This window comes from Pseudomonas sp. NFX5, assembly GCF_049132125.1.
Taxonomy (GTDB): domain Bacteria; phylum Pseudomonadota; class Gammaproteobacteria; order Pseudomonadales; family Pseudomonadaceae; genus Aquipseudomonas; species Aquipseudomonas marginalis.
The window spans coordinates 22,401-38,099 of record NZ_JAFMZG010000035.1 but is presented as its reverse complement, the minus strand read 5'-3'; the positions used below and the strand labels follow the sequence as shown (position 1 = coordinate 38,099).

General features: G+C 60.8%; 13 protein-coding genes. 5 read left to right on the top strand and 8 right to left on the bottom strand.

Annotation, left to right across the window (positions count from 1 at the left end; genetic code table 11):
• Nucleotides 1-79 precede the first annotated feature (79 nt).
• Entirely contained in the window at nt 80-874 is a 795-nt protein-coding gene (locus tag J1N02_RS24750; protein ID WP_108574643.1) for a DUF4349 domain-containing protein, read from the top strand.
• Here the strand turns inward: J1N02_RS24750 and J1N02_RS24745 are convergent, their stop codons facing one another.
• Complete coding sequence (locus J1N02_RS24745) at nt 875-1,960, bottom strand: DUF1615 domain-containing protein (protein ID WP_027603170.1); 1,086 nt, start codon at nt 1,958-1,960, stop codon at nt 875-877.
• Nucleotides 1,961-2,292: 332 nt separating this feature from the next.
• Between J1N02_RS24745 and J1N02_RS24740 the strand changes: the two genes are divergently transcribed.
• Both J1N02_RS24740 and J1N02_RS24735 read left to right on the top strand, forming a co-directional pair.
• The gene (locus J1N02_RS24740) at nt 2,293-6,603 is read left to right on the top strand and encodes an RHS repeat-associated core domain-containing protein (protein ID WP_421147989.1); all 4,311 of its coding nucleotides are present in this window, start codon (nt 2,293-2,295) and stop codon (nt 6,601-6,603) included.
• Nucleotides 6,604-7,111: 508 nt separating this feature from the next.
• A complete protein-coding gene (locus tag J1N02_RS24735) occupies nt 7,112-7,510 on the top strand; it encodes a hypothetical protein (RefSeq protein WP_315899086.1) in 399 nt (132 codons plus the stop codon).
• 200 nt (nt 7,511-7,710) lie between these two features.
• Here J1N02_RS24735 and hemB read toward each other — a convergent pair whose 3' ends face one another.
• The 3 genes from hemB to J1N02_RS24720 form a co-directional block, all read right to left on the bottom strand.
• The gene (gene hemB, locus J1N02_RS24730) at nt 7,711-8,685 is read right to left on the bottom strand and encodes a porphobilinogen synthase (protein ID WP_421147926.1); all 975 of its coding nucleotides are present in this window, start codon (nt 8,683-8,685) and stop codon (nt 7,711-7,713) included.
• A 118-nt stretch (nt 8,686-8,803) separates the two neighbouring features.
• Nucleotides 8,804-9,643 carry a PhzF family phenazine biosynthesis protein gene (locus J1N02_RS24725; protein ID WP_098479935.1) on the bottom strand — a complete coding sequence of 280 codons (840 nt, stop codon included), beginning with the start codon at nt 9,641-9,643 and terminating at the stop codon, nt 8,804-8,806.
• Between the two features lie 3 nt (nt 9,644-9,646).
• Nucleotides 9,647-10,345 (bottom strand): glutathione S-transferase N-terminal domain-containing protein, encoded by a 699-nt coding sequence (locus J1N02_RS24720; protein WP_027603166.1) that lies wholly within the window; start codon nt 10,343-10,345, stop codon nt 9,647-9,649.
• Nucleotides 10,346-10,598: 253 nt separating this feature from the next.
• Between J1N02_RS24720 and J1N02_RS24715 the strand changes: the two genes are divergently transcribed.
• Nucleotides 10,599-11,300 carry a hypothetical protein gene (locus J1N02_RS24715; RefSeq protein WP_027603165.1) on the top strand — a complete coding sequence of 234 codons (702 nt, stop codon included), beginning with the start codon at nt 10,599-10,601 and terminating at the stop codon, nt 11,298-11,300.
• A 45-nt stretch (nt 11,301-11,345) separates the two neighbouring features.
• Nucleotides 11,346-12,401, top strand: a complete 1,056-nt coding sequence (locus J1N02_RS24710) for a permease (RefSeq protein ID WP_421147925.1) — start codon at nt 11,346-11,348, stop codon at nt 12,399-12,401.
• Here J1N02_RS24710 and mnmH read toward each other — a convergent pair.
• The 4 genes from mnmH to J1N02_RS24690 form a co-directional block, all read right to left on the bottom strand.
• On the bottom strand, nt 12,391-13,491 hold the full coding sequence (gene mnmH / locus J1N02_RS24705; protein WP_421147924.1) for a tRNA 2-selenouridine(34) synthase MnmH: 1,101 nt from the start codon (nt 13,489-13,491) through the stop codon (nt 12,391-12,393). The two genes, J1N02_RS24710 and mnmH, sit on opposite strands and share 11 nt — an antisense overlap.
• The gene (gene selD / locus J1N02_RS24700; protein WP_027603162.1) at nt 13,491-14,525 is read right to left on the bottom strand and encodes a selenide, water dikinase SelD; all 1,035 of its coding nucleotides are present in this window, start codon (nt 14,523-14,525) and stop codon (nt 13,491-13,493) included. The genes mnmH and selD overlap by 1 nt, the downstream gene beginning before the upstream one ends.
• Nucleotides 14,526-14,619: 94 nt before the next feature.
• Nucleotides 14,620-15,369 (bottom strand): TerC family protein, encoded by a 750-nt coding sequence (locus J1N02_RS24695; RefSeq protein WP_027603161.1) that lies wholly within the window; start codon nt 15,367-15,369, stop codon nt 14,620-14,622.
• A gap of 29 nt (nt 15,370-15,398) precedes the next feature.
• A complete protein-coding gene (locus tag J1N02_RS24690; RefSeq protein WP_027603160.1) occupies nt 15,399-15,650 on the bottom strand; it encodes a hypothetical protein in 252 nt (83 codons plus the stop codon).
• Nucleotides 15,651-15,699 lie beyond the last annotated feature (49 nt).

The following is a 15,699-nucleotide window of genomic DNA, read 5'->3' as shown; positions in this document are numbered from 1 at the left end:
CCTGCACGATACTTTGCGTTAATTCGCCGGACCCGCTTTAATCGCCGCCAATGTCCCCCGCACACCTCAAGGAACTGCAATGCGCCATCCGGACGGCACCCCTCAATCGCTTCGCGCGCCCCTGTTGATCCTGCTGGCCGGCCTGGCCCTGGTCGGCTGTTCACCCAAGGACCACTCCCGCGCCACGGTGATCAATGGCGAACAAGGCCGGGCCGGTGCGCAACTGGCCTATGAGCACGAACTGACCCTGGCCCTGCCCGGCGCCCTGCTCGCGCCGCGCATGCAGGCCACCCGCGAGGCCTGTGAGTCGGCGCGGTTTGGCGCGTGCAATATCCTTGGCATCACCGAAGACAGCAACGGCGGCGAGATCATCCTGCGGATCGCGCCCACCGGGGTCGAACCGATGGTCGCCATGGCCGCTGAAGGCGGCAAACTCGGCCAGCGCATCACCACCGCCGAAGACCTGGCCGACGCGGTCGCCGATGTACGTCGCCGCCAGGATCGCCTGCAAGCCCAGCAACAGCGCCTCGATGAACTGGCCAAGCGCAAGGATATCAGCGTCAGCGACCTGATTGCCTTGAGCAAGGAGCAGGCAGGCATTGAAAACGAACTGCAGGAACTCGCCCAGGTCGCCGCCGGCCAGCAGCGTCGCCTGGATACCAACCGCGTCACCCTCAACTTCCGCTCTGCCGACGGCGCCAACCAACCGTCACGCTTCAGCCGGATGTTCAGCAACCTGGGGACCAACCTGGTGGACGGCACCGCAGACGCCCTGGAACGCGCCAGCTATGTGCTGCCGTTCGTGATCCTGGCGTTTCCGGTGGTGTGGTTGTGGGTGTGGCTGTGGCGCACATTTGTCCGGCGCCGCAGTTGATCAGCGCTTCATGCAGCGCTGGTACCGCTCATCCACGCGCTTAGCAAACCACGCCGTGGTCAGGTTGCGGGTGATCTTCGGGCTTTTGAGCACGATGCCCGGCAGGATCGCACGGGGCATCGGCTTGCCGGCAGCCTGGTCGGCCAGGGCAAACACGCGTTTGTAGAGGGTGGTGTCTTCAAAATCCAGCTGTTCGCCCTGTTCCAGCTGGCTGCGAATACTGGGATTGCGCATGTCCAGCTTCGCGCCCAATGAGCGCACCGCCAGTTCGGTGGTGCCGGGCAGCAATGAGCCGTAGCGAATCAAATCCCCGTCCAGCGCCAACTCAGTGCCCGACGCGCGGCTGACCGCCGCCTGGAACGCCGCATTACGGCTGGCGTACCACCCCGCATTGAAGTCGGCAAAGCGATACAACGGCTGGTCATAGCTCACCGGATAGCCGAGCAAATGGGCGATACCGAAGTACATGCCGCCGCGCCGGGTGAAGACTTCCCGACGAATCGTGCCATCCACCGTGTAAGGATAACCCCGCGCCTGTTTCTGGGCGAAGTCGATACTGACCTGCATGGGACCGGCGGTGTGCACCGGATTGAAACCGCCAAACAGGGTGTTGCCCAGGGGCACCACGCTGATGAAGTCATCGAAGATGCCACTCAGGTCCTTCTCCGTGCGCGCGGCACTCAAACGGTCGGCATAGGACTTGCCGGTGGGCGAGCGCAGCTGCAGGGCGCTGCGCACCACAAAAGCGGGCACATGCACCTTGGCGGCACGGCGCAGGATTTCATCCTGGGCGATCTTGCCCATGTTGGGCACGGGCGGGTCGACCTGATAGGTGGATTCCTGCTCGGTCACCGCCAATACGGCACAGATATTCTCGGTACTGGGGTAGATCTTTTGAGTGTCAAAGGCGGTGTAGATGTCCTGGGCCCAGCCGTTGCGGTCTGGAACCTTCGCCGGGAGCAAACGCACGATCTCGGCCTTCACCTCGGCTTCGCTGCGCGCTGGTTGCTGCGGACCGCGTGACGTGGAACAGCCGGCCAGCACCACCAATGAGGTGAGGCAGAGGATCAGGCAGCGTGGGGACATGGGGCTTCCTTGAGGACGATGGGCCAGGCGTTGCGGATATGGACCGGTAAGTCTAACGCGGGTTCGCCAACTCACCTTCTCGCCAGCCAGGGTTGAACCTGGCGTTCGCGCAGCGCTGAAGGCTTTTTGATACGTCGCCAAAAAGGGACGATAGCCGCTGAAAGCTCCCACGTAACGGCAAGATAAGCTCTACAGCCCCTGCCTGAAAACCGCTGCAAAGTCCCTCGCCTGAATACACAGTGCGAGGGATTGCAGATGGTTGTTTTCGTTAAAGCCCTGGTTGAAGGGGCGGCCTCTTGAACCCGGCCATTGGCAGGCTGGCCCTGACCCCGATGGATGTGAAGACGGTCGACGTTGAAAGCGTCTTCCGTGACTTTCGCGAATGCCTGAATACGTTCGATGACTGGGCGCAAAGCTTCTGGCGCTTCTCGGCGCTGGAGGTCGAGCAGGTCTTCAAGGTCGGCGATGAGGTGGCGCTGGTTGCGCCGATCAATCGCTCAATCATCCCCAGCAGCACCGTCGCCACGTGCCCGGCCAATGGCACCCTGACGCTGGTGCATATGTTCCAAAGCACGCGCTTCGTGCCCATCGGCGACACGCCGGTGATGCTGCAGCGCGTCGATCCCAATGGCGGCCCGTTGGGCGAGCCGATCCACAAGACCATCGGCCCCAGCGGCCTTCTCGAAATCACCGAGTGTGATCGCAACCAGCCGTACCGAATCAGTTTCTACCCCAACGTTTCCAGGGATCACGTCAAGGCGCTGTATGGGTCTTATCAGTCGGTGATCGCGGGGTTGGAGGCGCGCCTGCGTGAAGAGTGGGCCCGCACTTTCCAGGATGAGTGGAAAGACTATGCCGAAGCCAAGCCCCTCGATCGGCGCCGAATGCTGGAAGCAGCGTTTTTCAGCGGCCTTGGAAAAGCCCTCTTCAATGTGTGGGACAACGTTACGCAGTTGTCTGACCTGCTGGCGGACCTCAAGCCCAACAGCGAAAAGCTGTTGGCCTACCTCTCCCAGGCCGAACTCGATGAACTGCTGAAGCTCGGCAACGACACGATTGCCAACGGTTTGCTGGTGCTCAGCGATGAGCCGCTGTTGTTTATCTACCTGTCGGCGATGGTCAGTTGGATGCGCCTGCTGCCACCGCCGCAGATGAATGAACTGTGGGGTGAGATCACTGGCGAGGTCCTGATCAATCTGCTGTTGATTCGTGTATTGGGGGCGATGGGGGTGGCGGCGCGGATGGGGGCTCAAGTGCTGAGCGCTATCAAATCCAAACGCGCGCGGGAGTTGTTGGAGTTGCTGGCCAGGCAGCTTGTAGAGCCGGGGTTGGAGCCGCATGTCGAAGCGGTGAAGCCTTTGCTGCTCGGTGGCCCCGCGACAGCGATCAAGACTGTGCCGGTTGCGCCGTTGAAGGTTGGGGAGCATGTGGTTTCGAACCCGGTGTCGGCAGCTCGCAGGAAGACTCAGCAGACGGTGTTGGTCAGGCAGGAGCTTGTCGATGATGTGCCGGTTTCAGGGAGGAACCCGAACGGGGATGCGGCGGCGGCTTCGGATAAGACCGTCACCAACGGCTGCCCGGTGTCGATGGTTACCGGGGAGGAGTTGCTCACCCTCACCGATGGCACGTTGGATGGGATTTTGCCGTTCGAGTGGACACGGCTATATCGCACCAGTGCGGTGGAAGTGGATGGCGGGCTGGGATTTGGCTGGAGTCATTCGCTGGCGCATCGGCTTGCGGTGTCGGGCGATTCGGTGGTGTGGACGGACCATGAGAACCGCTCGATTGGGTTTCCACTGCCGACTGTTGCTCGACCCGCCATCACCAATAGCCTCGCGGAAGCAGCGATCTATTTAGGTACGTCGCCGGATGAGTTGGTGTTGGCCCAGGCGTCGCGGTTTTATCACTTTCGCGACGGTGTGCTGGTCTCGATCAGTGATGCGTACGACAACCGGCTGCGGATTTCTCGGGATTTTCTAGGGCGGATTGAGCGGCTGGATAACGGCGCGGGGTGTGCGCTGTTTTTGCGTTACTCGTCCGGCCACATCGTCGCGGTGGACTATCAGGTTCAGCGCGCCAAGGGGTATGAGCCTTACGAATGGGTGACGGAGCAGAACGTCGTTTCCTACGCCTATGACGACGCTGGCCGACTGGTCTCGGCGACCAATGCCGTCGGCGAAAGCGAGGTTTATCGCTACGACGATCAGCACGTCATTCTTGAGCGGGGCTTGGCCGGTGGGGCGAGTTTCTTCTGGGCGTGGGAACGGTCCGGCAAAGCGGCGCGATGTGTCCGGCATTGGGCCAGTTTTTCGCAGATGGATACGCGGTATGCCTGGGGGGACGACGGCCGGGTCACGCTGCATAACGCCGATGGCAGTCAGGAAGTGTACGCCCATGACGACCGGGCGCGGCTGGTGCAGCGGATTGATCCGGACGGTGCCCAGCATTTCAAATCCTACGATGCCAAAGGCCGGCTGACGGTTGAGCAGGATCCGCTGGGGGCGGTGACGGCGTATCAGTACGACGACGCCGGACGCTTGGTGGCGTTGTTTCCCGGGGATGATGAGCCGACGTCCTACGAGCATGACAATGGCTTCGTACGGGTTGTAAGGCGGGGTCTGGCAGTCTGGAAGTACGAGCGTAATGACCAGGGCGATGTCATTCGCAAGATCGATCCCGATGGTCATGTCACCGACTACAGCTACGACAAATACGGGCAACTGGTTGGGGTTTGGTACCCGGATCACAGTTGCCAACGGCTGGTGTGGAATGAGCGCGGACAGTTGCTTGAAGAGCAACTGCCAAATGGCGGGATCAAGCGTTATCGCTATGACGATCTTGGCCGGCCGGTGGCGCGCGAGGATGAGCATGGCGCGCTGACCCAGTATCAGTGGGACAGTGTGGGTCGCTTGGTTCGCGTCGTATTACCAGGCGGTGCATGTCGGGAATACAGCTACAACCCCTACGGAAAAATCACCGCCGAACGCGACGAACTGGGCCACGTCATCCGCTACGAATACGCCGACGGGTTGCACCTGATCAGCCGCCGTATCAACGCCGACGGTAGCCAGGTCAAGTACCGCTACGACAATGCGCGGTTACTGCTGACCGAGATCGAAAACGAGGTTGGCGAGACCTACCGACTTGCTTATCACCCCAACGGCCTGATCCAGCAGGAAACCGGGTTTGACGGGCAGCGCACCGCCTACATCTACGACCTCAACGGCAACCTGCAGGAAAAGACCGAATACGGTGACGATGGCAGTCAGCTCGTTACCCGTTACGAGCGAGACCACGCCGGACGCCTCGTACGAAAAACCCTGCCCGACGCCAGCGTTGTTGAATATGCCTACGACCGCCAGGGCAACCTCCTCAGCGTCGACGACGGCCACTGGGCGCTGGCCTACGAATACGACCGCCAAAACCGCCTCACCGCCGAACACCAGGGCTGGGGCACCTTGCGCTACGGTTACGACGCCTGCGGCCAGCTTCAACACCTGCGCCTGCCGGACAACAACCGCCTGGTGTTCAACCACAGCAAAGGCGGCCACCTCGCCACCGTCGAGTTAAATGGCACGCTGCTGACGTCTCACCTATTCAAGGCCGGCCAGGAACATCAGCGCCAACAAGGCCAACTCCTCAGCCACTACCACTACGACGACCAACACCGCCTGCACGCCCACGCAATCACCCAGCAACAAGACCACCTCTACCAACGCCAATACGACTACGACAAAACCGGCAACCTCACCCGCCTGCTCGATACGCGCAAAGGCGAACACCACTACCATTACGACCCCTTAGGCCGCCTCACCCGCGCCGACCACTCCCAAGACCTGCAGGAACGCTTCGGCCACACCCCGGCCGGCAACCTGCTCATGCAAGACCGCCCCGGCCCCGACATCGTCGCCGGCAACCGCCTGATGATCCAGGGTGACCGCCACTACGACTACGATGCCTTCGGCAACCTGATCCGCGAACGGCGTGGCCGTGGGCACGCACTCGTCACCGAATACCGCTACGACTGCCAGCATCGGCTGATAGGCCTCACCCAACCCAACGGCCAAACCGCCAGCTATCGCTACGACCCGTTTGGGCGGCGCATCAGCAAAACCGTGGACGGCATAACCACGGAGTTTTTCTGGCAAGGCGACAGGCTGATTGCCGAACACCATGCGGATCGCCACCGCAGCTATCTCTACGAACCCGATAGTTTTAGGCCACTCGCCCTGCTGGAAGGATTCGGCCCAAAAGATACCAAGCCCTACCACTACCAACTCGACCACCTCGGCACGCCACAGGAACTGACAGACCCAGAAGGCGAAATCGTCTGGTCCGCCCACTACCGCGCCTACGGCCAGATCAGCCGACTCGACAAAGGCACAATCGACAACCCGCTACGTTTCCAGGGGCAGTACTTTGATCAGGAAAGCGGCCTGCACTACAACCGTCATCGCTACTACAATCCGGATATTGGGTGTTACCTGACGCCTGATCCGGTGAAGTTGGCGGGTGGGATCAACGCGTATCAGTACGTGCCCAATCCTACGGGGTGGATTGATCCGCTGGGCTTAAGCACCTGCCCTGGTGACGAATGCAAGCCTAACGCTCCTCCTATTTTTCCGAAGCCTAGCGTTAATTAAGGCGCGCCCGCTCTACCTCAACTGCCGAGCACTCAGCGACAGGCGAGAATAGATGAACTGACAGAGGTAAATGCAAAACAAAAAGTACTGGGTTGGGAACAGGAATACGATATGCACTCGGTTGAAAAGCATGGCCCAGAGATACCAGACAACGCTTTAAGGCAACGATCTATTGATGGAACGAATCCAACCACAGGGGAGAGGGAAACTATCAGTTCCAGCTCCCAATTTAAAACCTGGAGAATGCAGCTTCACGCTCTAAACAAAGCCATGGGTAGGATGCAAAGCAATTCACCATTTCCTACAGGTCTTGATGGAGCGGGTAACCCAGTAGTTATAGTCGAGCTACCCGGAGCTGGACGAGGCTACAAACCTAACCGGCGGGACGCAAACGATCCTAAGTACATTGAAAATATGGACAGAGCGGAGGTCAGATTTGATATAAACAATCCAACTCGGCCATTTACCGCATTCCCTAAGTGAGCAGAAAATGCTGAAATGCCCATTCATGAATACACCTTACATTCCTAACATTTCTCATATATTGGGAGCCTTATCGATATACGACCTTGAGGATACAGTTGGCAAAGAACTATGGAAGTACGACCCTAACAATGAGAAAGACAGAGAGATAATTATTATTTCTTTTGTCCTGAAGAAACTTATGCATTTGTCATACAGACATCGCTTCGTATTGATGTCTGCACTCCGAGATGTGCTAGACAAACCCGACTTTGACTTTTCGAAAGAATTCGAAAGCGATTACGACGAATACATAACTATGGCTTGGGACGAAACAGAAATCGCCGACCCTAGAGGCTTCTTCGCCGATATCTACCGTTTAGCCAATGAGGTCTGGAAAGACGACCTGCAAAAAGCCAGCCTCGAAGACCAGTCAACGTGGTAGCGCTACCATTCTCCCTGACACCCCAACGCCCCCTGTGGCGAGCGAGCTTGCTCGCGTGGGGCCGCGAAGCGGCCCCAGTCAAGGCAATACGGTGTTTCAGGTAGATTGGCGGTGTCTGGTTTAGGGCTGCTACGCAGCCCAACGCGAGCAAGCTCGCTCACCACAAGTGTTCGCTCACCAGGGGGGGGGTTACGTTGCCCTTAGATCCCAGCCAACGCCAAGTCCATAGCAAAGTAAGTAAAGATCAAATCCGCCCCCGCACGCTTGATCGATCCCAACGTTTCCCGCACAACCCGATCCTCATCGATCGCTCCCGCCTGGGCGCCGAACTTGATCATCGCGTATTCGCCGCTGACCTGGTACGCCGCCACCGGCAGGCGCGAGGCTTCGCGGATGTCGCGGATGATGTCGAGGTAGGCACCGGCCGGCTTGACCATCAGTGCGTCCGCGCCTTCCTGTTCGTCCAGCAGCGATTCGCGCACGGCTTCGCGGCGGTTCATCGGGTTCATCTGGTAGCTTTTGCGGTCGCCCTTGAGCGCGCTGCCGCCGGCTTCGCGGAAGGGGCCGTAGAGGGCCGAGGCGAATTTGGTGGAGTAGGCCATGATCGGGATATGGGTGAAGCCGGCCTCATCCAGCGCACGGCGGATGGCCTGGACCTGGCCGTCCATGGCGGCCGAGGGGGCGATCACGTCGGCCCCGGCGCGGGCGGCGGCAACGGCTTGTCTGCCGAGGTTGACCAGGGTCGCGTCGTTGTCGACATGGGCACCGTGCATCACGCCGCAGTGGCCGTGGTCGGTGTACTCGCAGAAGCAGGTGTCGGACATTACGATCATGTCCGGCACCGCGTCCTTGATGATCGAGGACATCCGCGAGACCAGGCCGCGTTCCTTCCAGGTGTCGCTGCCGTTGGCGTCCAGGTGGTGGGACACGCCGAAGGTCATCACCGACTTGATACCGGCACGGGCATAGCGCTCGATCTCGGCAGCCAGCTTCTTTTCCGGGATGCGTTGCACGCCGGGCATGCTGGTGATCGGCACGAAGTCGTCGATGTCTTCTTCGACGAAAATCGGCAGCACCAGGTCGTTGAGGGTGAACTCGGTTTCCTGGAACAAGCTGCGCAGCTCCGGGGAGCGGCGCAGGCGGCGTGGACGGGCTTGGGGGAACTGGCTGGTCATGGCTGTCCTGAAAAAGTGGCGGGAAATCTTTGGGGCGAAAGCTTATGCCCCAAGGCCCCGGCAGCACAAATGCCCAGGGGCCAACAGTGTATTGCGGGGGCCGTAATAATGTATTGATCTAGAGCTGTAGACGCCCGTCGATGCACACCGCAACGGCGCCACCGACCCAGATTTCATCACCTTGACGTTCGACCCGAATCCGCCCCGCACGCCCCATGGCCGTGCCCTGGCTGACCACGTAGCACTCAGGCGCGAGTCCTTCGCTGAGCAGCCATTGCGCGACGCCGGCATTCAGGCTGCCGGTGGCCGGGTCTTCCTGGGCCCCGTCGCCTGCGACAAAGGCACGCACCTCAAACTGCGCGTCCACGTCGTCAGCCGGGTTGCAAGGCGCAATCACGCCGACGGCCAGTCCCAGCAGCTGCGAATAGTCCGGCTGCAAGGCCAGGACCTGATCACGGTCAGCCAGCATCACCGCGAGCCACCCCGCGCCATTGTCGACCCACTGGCTGCGCACAATGGCCCCCGGCGCCAGGCCCAATCCCAGGCGAACGCGCTCCAGCAACGCGGAGTCCACAGCGCCGGCGCGCATCAACGGCGGTGCAATAAACGCCAGTTCATCGCCTTGACGCCGAATACGCACCAGGCCGATTTCACACTCCTGGATAATCTCCTCGCCTTGGGGCACCCCACCCGCCTTGAGCCACGCATGGCAACTGCCCAGCGTCGGGTGCCCGGCGAACGGCAGCTCCTGCAAGGTGGTAAAGATCCTCACCCGGTAGTCCGCCCGAGCATCGCGCGGTGTCAGCAAAAACGTGGTTTCACTGAGGTTTGTCCATTTGGCGAAGTCAGCCATCTGTTGGTCGCTGAGGCTGTCGGCACCCAGCACGACGGCCAGCGGATTGCCCTTGAGCGACACGCTGCTGAATACATCCAGTTGTTTGAAATCGAAAGTCGGCATGCTTCAGCTCGGAATATTCAGGCCACGGATGACTGCCGGCCGGGCGACAAAGCCGTCCAGCGCACGCAGTACGTTAGGGAAGTCGGCAATGCCCACCAGATCGCCCGATTCATAGAAACCGATCAGGTTGCGAATCCAGGGGAAGGTGGCGATGTCGGCGATGCTGTAGTCGTCGCCCATGATCCAGGTGCGGCCGAGCAGGCGCTTTTCCAGCACCTCCAGCAGGCGACGGGATTCCGCGGCGTAACGGTCGCGGGGGCGCTTGTCTTCGTAGTCCTTGCCGGCAAACTTATTGAAGAAACCCAGTTGGCCAAACATCGGACCGATGCCCCCCATCTGGAACATCAGCCATTGAATCGTTTCATAACGTGTCGCCGGATCTTCGGAAAGCAACTGGCTGGATTTTTCCGCCAGGTAGATCAGGATTGCGCCTGACTCGAACAGCGCCAACGGCTGGCCCGCCGGGCCGTCGGGGTCGATGATCGCGGGAATTTTGTTGTTGGGGTTCAGGGACAGGAACTCGGGGGAAAACTGGTCCTGGGTCTCGAAACTGACCTTGTGCGCCTCATAAGGCAGGCCCAGCTCTTCGAGCATGATCGAGACTTTTACCCCGTTGGGCGTGGGCAACGAGTACAGTTGCAGGCGCTCCGGATGCCGGGCGGGCCATTTGCTGTTGATCGGGAACGCGGCGATCGGGTTCATCGGGAAACTCCCTGGCGGAAAGCCCCCATGATAATCATCTGACCCACGTCCTGCATGGGTCATCAATGCGCAACATCAGCGGGCTATTATCCCCCGTGGGCGAACCAATACGCCCGCGTGCACTCTTAAGTGCGCTCAAACGGTGAATGGAGGCACCTCGCTGTACCGACACGGAATACCCGCAGGACGCCCCAGGCGTCATTGGGGCCAGGCTTGTCCGCCTTAACGTGACGCACGAAGACTCGAACCCATAATGACGATCAAGCCTCTGCGCCTTGTGCAACGACTGCAACACTACGCCTACATCCTGTTACCCCTTTTGCTGGTGAGCGGCGCCATGGTTGCCGCCCTCGACGCCCGTGAAAGCCGCGCCCAACCGGTGGACGGCGTACAAACCCTGGTGTTCCTGCGCCACGCCGAGAAACCGGCCGGCGGCCTGGGCCAACTCAATTGCCAGGGGTTGAACCGAGCAATGAACCTGGCCACCCTGCTGCCGGAAAAATTCGGCAAGGCCAACTTCGTGTTTGCCGCCAACCCGACGCGCAATGTCGAGGAAGGTGAGCTGGACAATTCCTACAGCTATATTCGCCCGTTGATGACCATCAGCCCCAGCGCCATCAAGCTGGGCCTGCCGGTGAACATCAAGTTCTCGGCCAACGACACCAGCGACCTGGCCGACGAGCTGGTGGAAGACAAATACCACAATGCCACCATCTACACCGCGTGGTCCCACGGCTACCTGCCGGAGTTGATCAACAAGGTGGCCAGTGAGGCCTCCGGCGAAAAACATACGATTACCGACGACTGGTCCGGCAGCGACTACGACACGCTGTACGTACTGACGCTGACCTGGCACAACGGCAAAGCCTCGCTGCTCAGCCGCAACTACAAGCAGGGCCTGAACGACGGTGAAGAAACCTGCCCGCAGCCAACACAGGTGAGTGCCGATAGCTGAGGGCGTATGATGCACCGCTATTGACTCATCTGCGGACCCTCCCCCATGCCCAACCTCGCCTCCACCCAGCCCGTCCGGGGCTGGTCGTTCTGGTGGAAACCTGCCCTCTTCCTACTGGTAGCCTGTGTCGGCCTCTACTACGTGAAGTGGTCGCCCTACTACTTCAAGGCGTTTGTTGCCGCGGACAACCACAGCATCGGCGCCTCGATCCTCAACGATCAACAAAGCTCGCCATTGGCAGCATCGCTGGCCTACGCCCAGGTGTATTTCCTGGCGATCTGGAAAGCTGCCGTACTGGCGGTGATCCTCGGCTCGCTGCTGCAAGTGCTGATCCCCCGCGACTGGTTGCTGCGCCTGTTTGGCCGTGCCGGCCTCGGCTCGACCTTGCGCGGCGGGCTGTTTGCCTTGCCGGGGATGATGTGCAGTTGCTGCGCGGCGCCCGTCGCTGCTGGCATGCGCCGCCAGCAGGTGTCGGTGGGCGCGGCACTGGCCTTCTGGATTGCCAACCCGGTGCTGAACCCGGCGACGCTGGTGTTCATGGGCTTTGTACTGGGCTGGGGCTTTACCGCGTTGAGGCTGGTGGCGGGCATTGTGCTGGTGGTCGGTGTGTCACTGGTGGCACAACGCATCGCACGGCCGGACCAGGTGCCGGAAGTTGCCTTGGACGCGGTGGCCGAGGCCAGCCAGGTCGAAGCACAACCCTTCTTCAGTCGCTGGCTGCGTACCCTGTGGCAGCTGTTCTGGAGCACCATACCGATCTATATCCTGGCGGTGCTGGTGCTCGGTGCCGCACGGGTGTGGCTGTTCCCCCACGTGGACGGCGCCATGGCCAACAGCCTGGTGTGGCTGGTGCCCCTGGCGATTGTCGGCACGCTGTTTGTGATCCCTACAGCGGCAGAAATCCCCATCGTACAAACCATGATGACCCTGGGCATGGGCACCGGCCCGGCCGTGGCCTTGCTGATGACCCTGCCCAGCGTGAGCCTGCCGTCGCTGTTGATGCTGCGCAAGGATTTCGATGCGCGGGTACTGGTGACGGTGGCCGGGCTGACCATGCTGGTGGGCGTGGTGTGCGGGTTGATCGGCGCGCTTATTCTCTGAGGGCGCGCTCGCGCAGATAGGCCGTGACTGCGCCCTGCTCTCCCGCAAACTCGATGCGTGCGCCTTTGCTTTCACGCTGGAAGGCGTACATCGGGTCGTAATACTCGCGCAACAGCCCCTCAATCCAGGCGCGATGCAGGTCCACGGCGCCGCTGCGCAGCTGTTCCGCCAGGGCATCCTGCATGATCGCCTGCAACCGCTGGAAGCGCTCGCCGCCCAGGCGCTTGTGGATATTGGCCAGGCTCTGGGTCAGGCGCTCGGCAAACAGCGCCTGGCCCTGCTCACCAAACACCGCGATGAATTCTGCGCACAGGTCAATCACGTAATCGCGCAGGATGCGCTCGACACGGCCTTCGACGCTGTCTTCCAGCCACACCATCGGAAAGGTCTGCATGCCCTTGTACAACGGCAACGGCAGCGCGCAGCTGCCGATCATGCGGCTTTCATCCTCGACCACGAACTGCTCGATACCGCCCGCACGTTTTTTCAGCAGGTCCACCGCCAGGCGGTTTTCGAAGTCGATAGTGGAGGGTTGCGCCGTGGCGCGTTTGCCGAAGCTGGAACCGCGGTGGTTGGCATGGCCCTCCAGGTCCAGGGCGTTGCGCAACTGGCCCAGCACCTCGGTCTTGCCGGTGCCGGTCATGCCGCCCAGCAACACGAAATCACAGTGGGCGGCCGCCTGGTCAAGGGTGTCCAGCAGGAAGGTCCGCATGGCCTTGTAGCCACCGCCGACCCGCGGGTACTCGATGCCGGCTTCGGTCTTCAACCATTGCTGCACGATCTGCGAACGCAGCCCGCCCCGGAAGCAATACAAGAAACCGTCAGGATTGGCCTGGGCAAACCGTGCCCATTGTTCGATACGTTCAGCCTTGATCGCCCCCGATACCAGCTCATGCCCCAGCACAATCGCGGCTTGCTGGCCCTGCTGCTTGTAGCAGGTGCCGACGCGTTGGCGCTCGTCATCGGTCATCAACGGCAGGTTGATCACGCCGGGGAACGCGCCCTTGGCGAATTCGACCGGCGCGCGGGTATCCATCATCGGCCGGTCGTTGAGGAAAATGTCGCGGTAATCGGTGATGTCAGTTGCCATCAAACCACCTCTACCGCGTGGGTCTGTCGCTCAACCAATTGGCCGATCGGCTCAAGGCTCAAGCCCAATTCAGCCGCCGTCGCGCGGAACTCGGCGTCGCCTTCAGGCGTGACCGCGATCAGCAGGCCACCGCTGGTCTGCGGGTCGCACAGCACGCGTTTGTGCAATTCCTGCAGACGCCCGACCTTGCTCGAGTAGCTGTCGAAGTTGCGCAAGGTGCCACCTGGCATGCAGCCCTGGTCCAGGTAGTCCTCGATCCCGGGCAGACGTGGGACTTTGTCGTATTCGATACGTGCGGTCACGGCGCTGCCGTCCGCCATCTCCACCAAATGGCCCAACAGACCGAAACCGGTGACATCCGTCATTGCCGTCACACCGGCCAGCTTGCCGAAACGGCTGCCGGGTTTGTTGAGGGTGCACATCCAGTCACGGGCCAGGCCGATATCCGCCTCACGCAACTTGCCCTTCTTTTCGGCGGTGGTGAGGATGCCGATGCCCAACGGTTTGGTCAGGTACAGGCGGCAGCCCACGGTGGCGGTGTCGTTGCGCTTCATATGGCGCTTTTGCACGATGCCGGTGACGGCCAGGCCGAAGATCGGCTCGGGCGCGTCAATGGAGTGCCCGCCCGCCAACGGAATACCGGCTTCGTCGCACACCGAGCGGCCGCCACGGATCACTTCACGGGCGATCTCCGGCGCCAGCACGTTCACCGGCCAGCCAAGAATGGCGATGGCCATCAACGGGTCGCCGCCCATGGCGTAGATGTCACTGATGGCATTGGTGGCGGCGATGCGGCCGAAATCGAAGGGATCATCGACAATCGGCATGAAAAAGTCAGTGGTAGAGACCACGCCGCGCTCATCGTCGATGGCATACACCGCCGCGTCGTCGCGGGAGGCGTTGCCCACCCACAGGTTGGGGTCAAGGTTCTGCGCACCGCTGCCCGCCAGGATCACTTCCAGCACCTGGGGCGAAATCTTGCAGCCACAACCCGCGCCGTGGCTGTACTGGGTAAGGCGAATCGGCTCGTTCATGGTGGACCTCAAGCTATCAAGTGGGCGGATTCTAACAGACAGCAAAAGGCCGGCTGGGCTCTTGTGGGCACAGCCGGCCTTTGGGGTTGCAGCGTTACTGCCGGGCAGCGAGCAGACGCTTGTGACGGTTGCGCCGAGCGATGTTCAGGCACTCGATGGCCGCCGAGAAGGCCATGGCCGCGTACACGTAGCCTTTAGGCACATGGGCGCCGAAGCCTTCGGCGATCAGCGTCATGCCGATCATGATCAGGAAGCCCAGGGCCAGCATCACCACGGTCGGGTTGTCGTTGATGAACTTGGCCAACGGCTCGGCCGCCACCAGCATCACGATCACCGAGGTCACCACGGCGATGATCATGATCGGCAAGTGCTCGGTCATGCCCACGGCGGTAATGATGCTGTCGATGGAGAACACCAGGTCAAGCAACAGGATCTGCCCGATGGCCGCAGCAAAGCCGATGGCCACGACATTGCCAGCGCTGGCTTTCTCTTCAGGCTCCGGGTCCATGCTGTGATGGATCTCGGTGGTGGCCTTCCAGACCAGGAACAGGCCACCGGCGATCAGGATCATGTCCTTCCACGAGAACGCCTGGCCGAGCACTTCGAACACCGGCGTAGTCAATTGCACGATAAACGCAATGGTGCTCAACAGGCCCAGGCGCAACACCAGCGCCATGCTGATACCGATGCGTCGCGCCTTGGCCCGATGTTTCTCCGGCAATTTGTTGGTGAGGATCGAGATAAAGATCAGGTTATCGATGCCCAGCACGATTTCCATCACGATCAAGGTGGCCAGGGCAATCCAGGCGGTAGGGCTGGCGGCCAGTTGTAAAAGGTAATCCATAGGTCAGTCCTGACGTTGTGCTGGGGAGATTAGGTTTCTTTGGTGTTCGATTCAGACTCGTTTTCTTCCTGATCATCCTTTTTTTGTGGATTGATCAGGCCATTTGTCGCTTCACTCAACGCCTGCTCGGCAGCTTTCTGGGTGTCATCGATGGCTTGCTTGGCCGACTCGGTGGCCTTGCCCATGACCTGTTGCGCGCTTTTTTCGACCTGATCGCAACCGCTGATCATCACCAATGAAAGCGCAAGCAACGATGCCGCGCCCAGGGAATTGAGTTTCATGATGTCTTCCTCGTTAGAACCATTGGGTCCAAATAGTGGCCCCGCGATA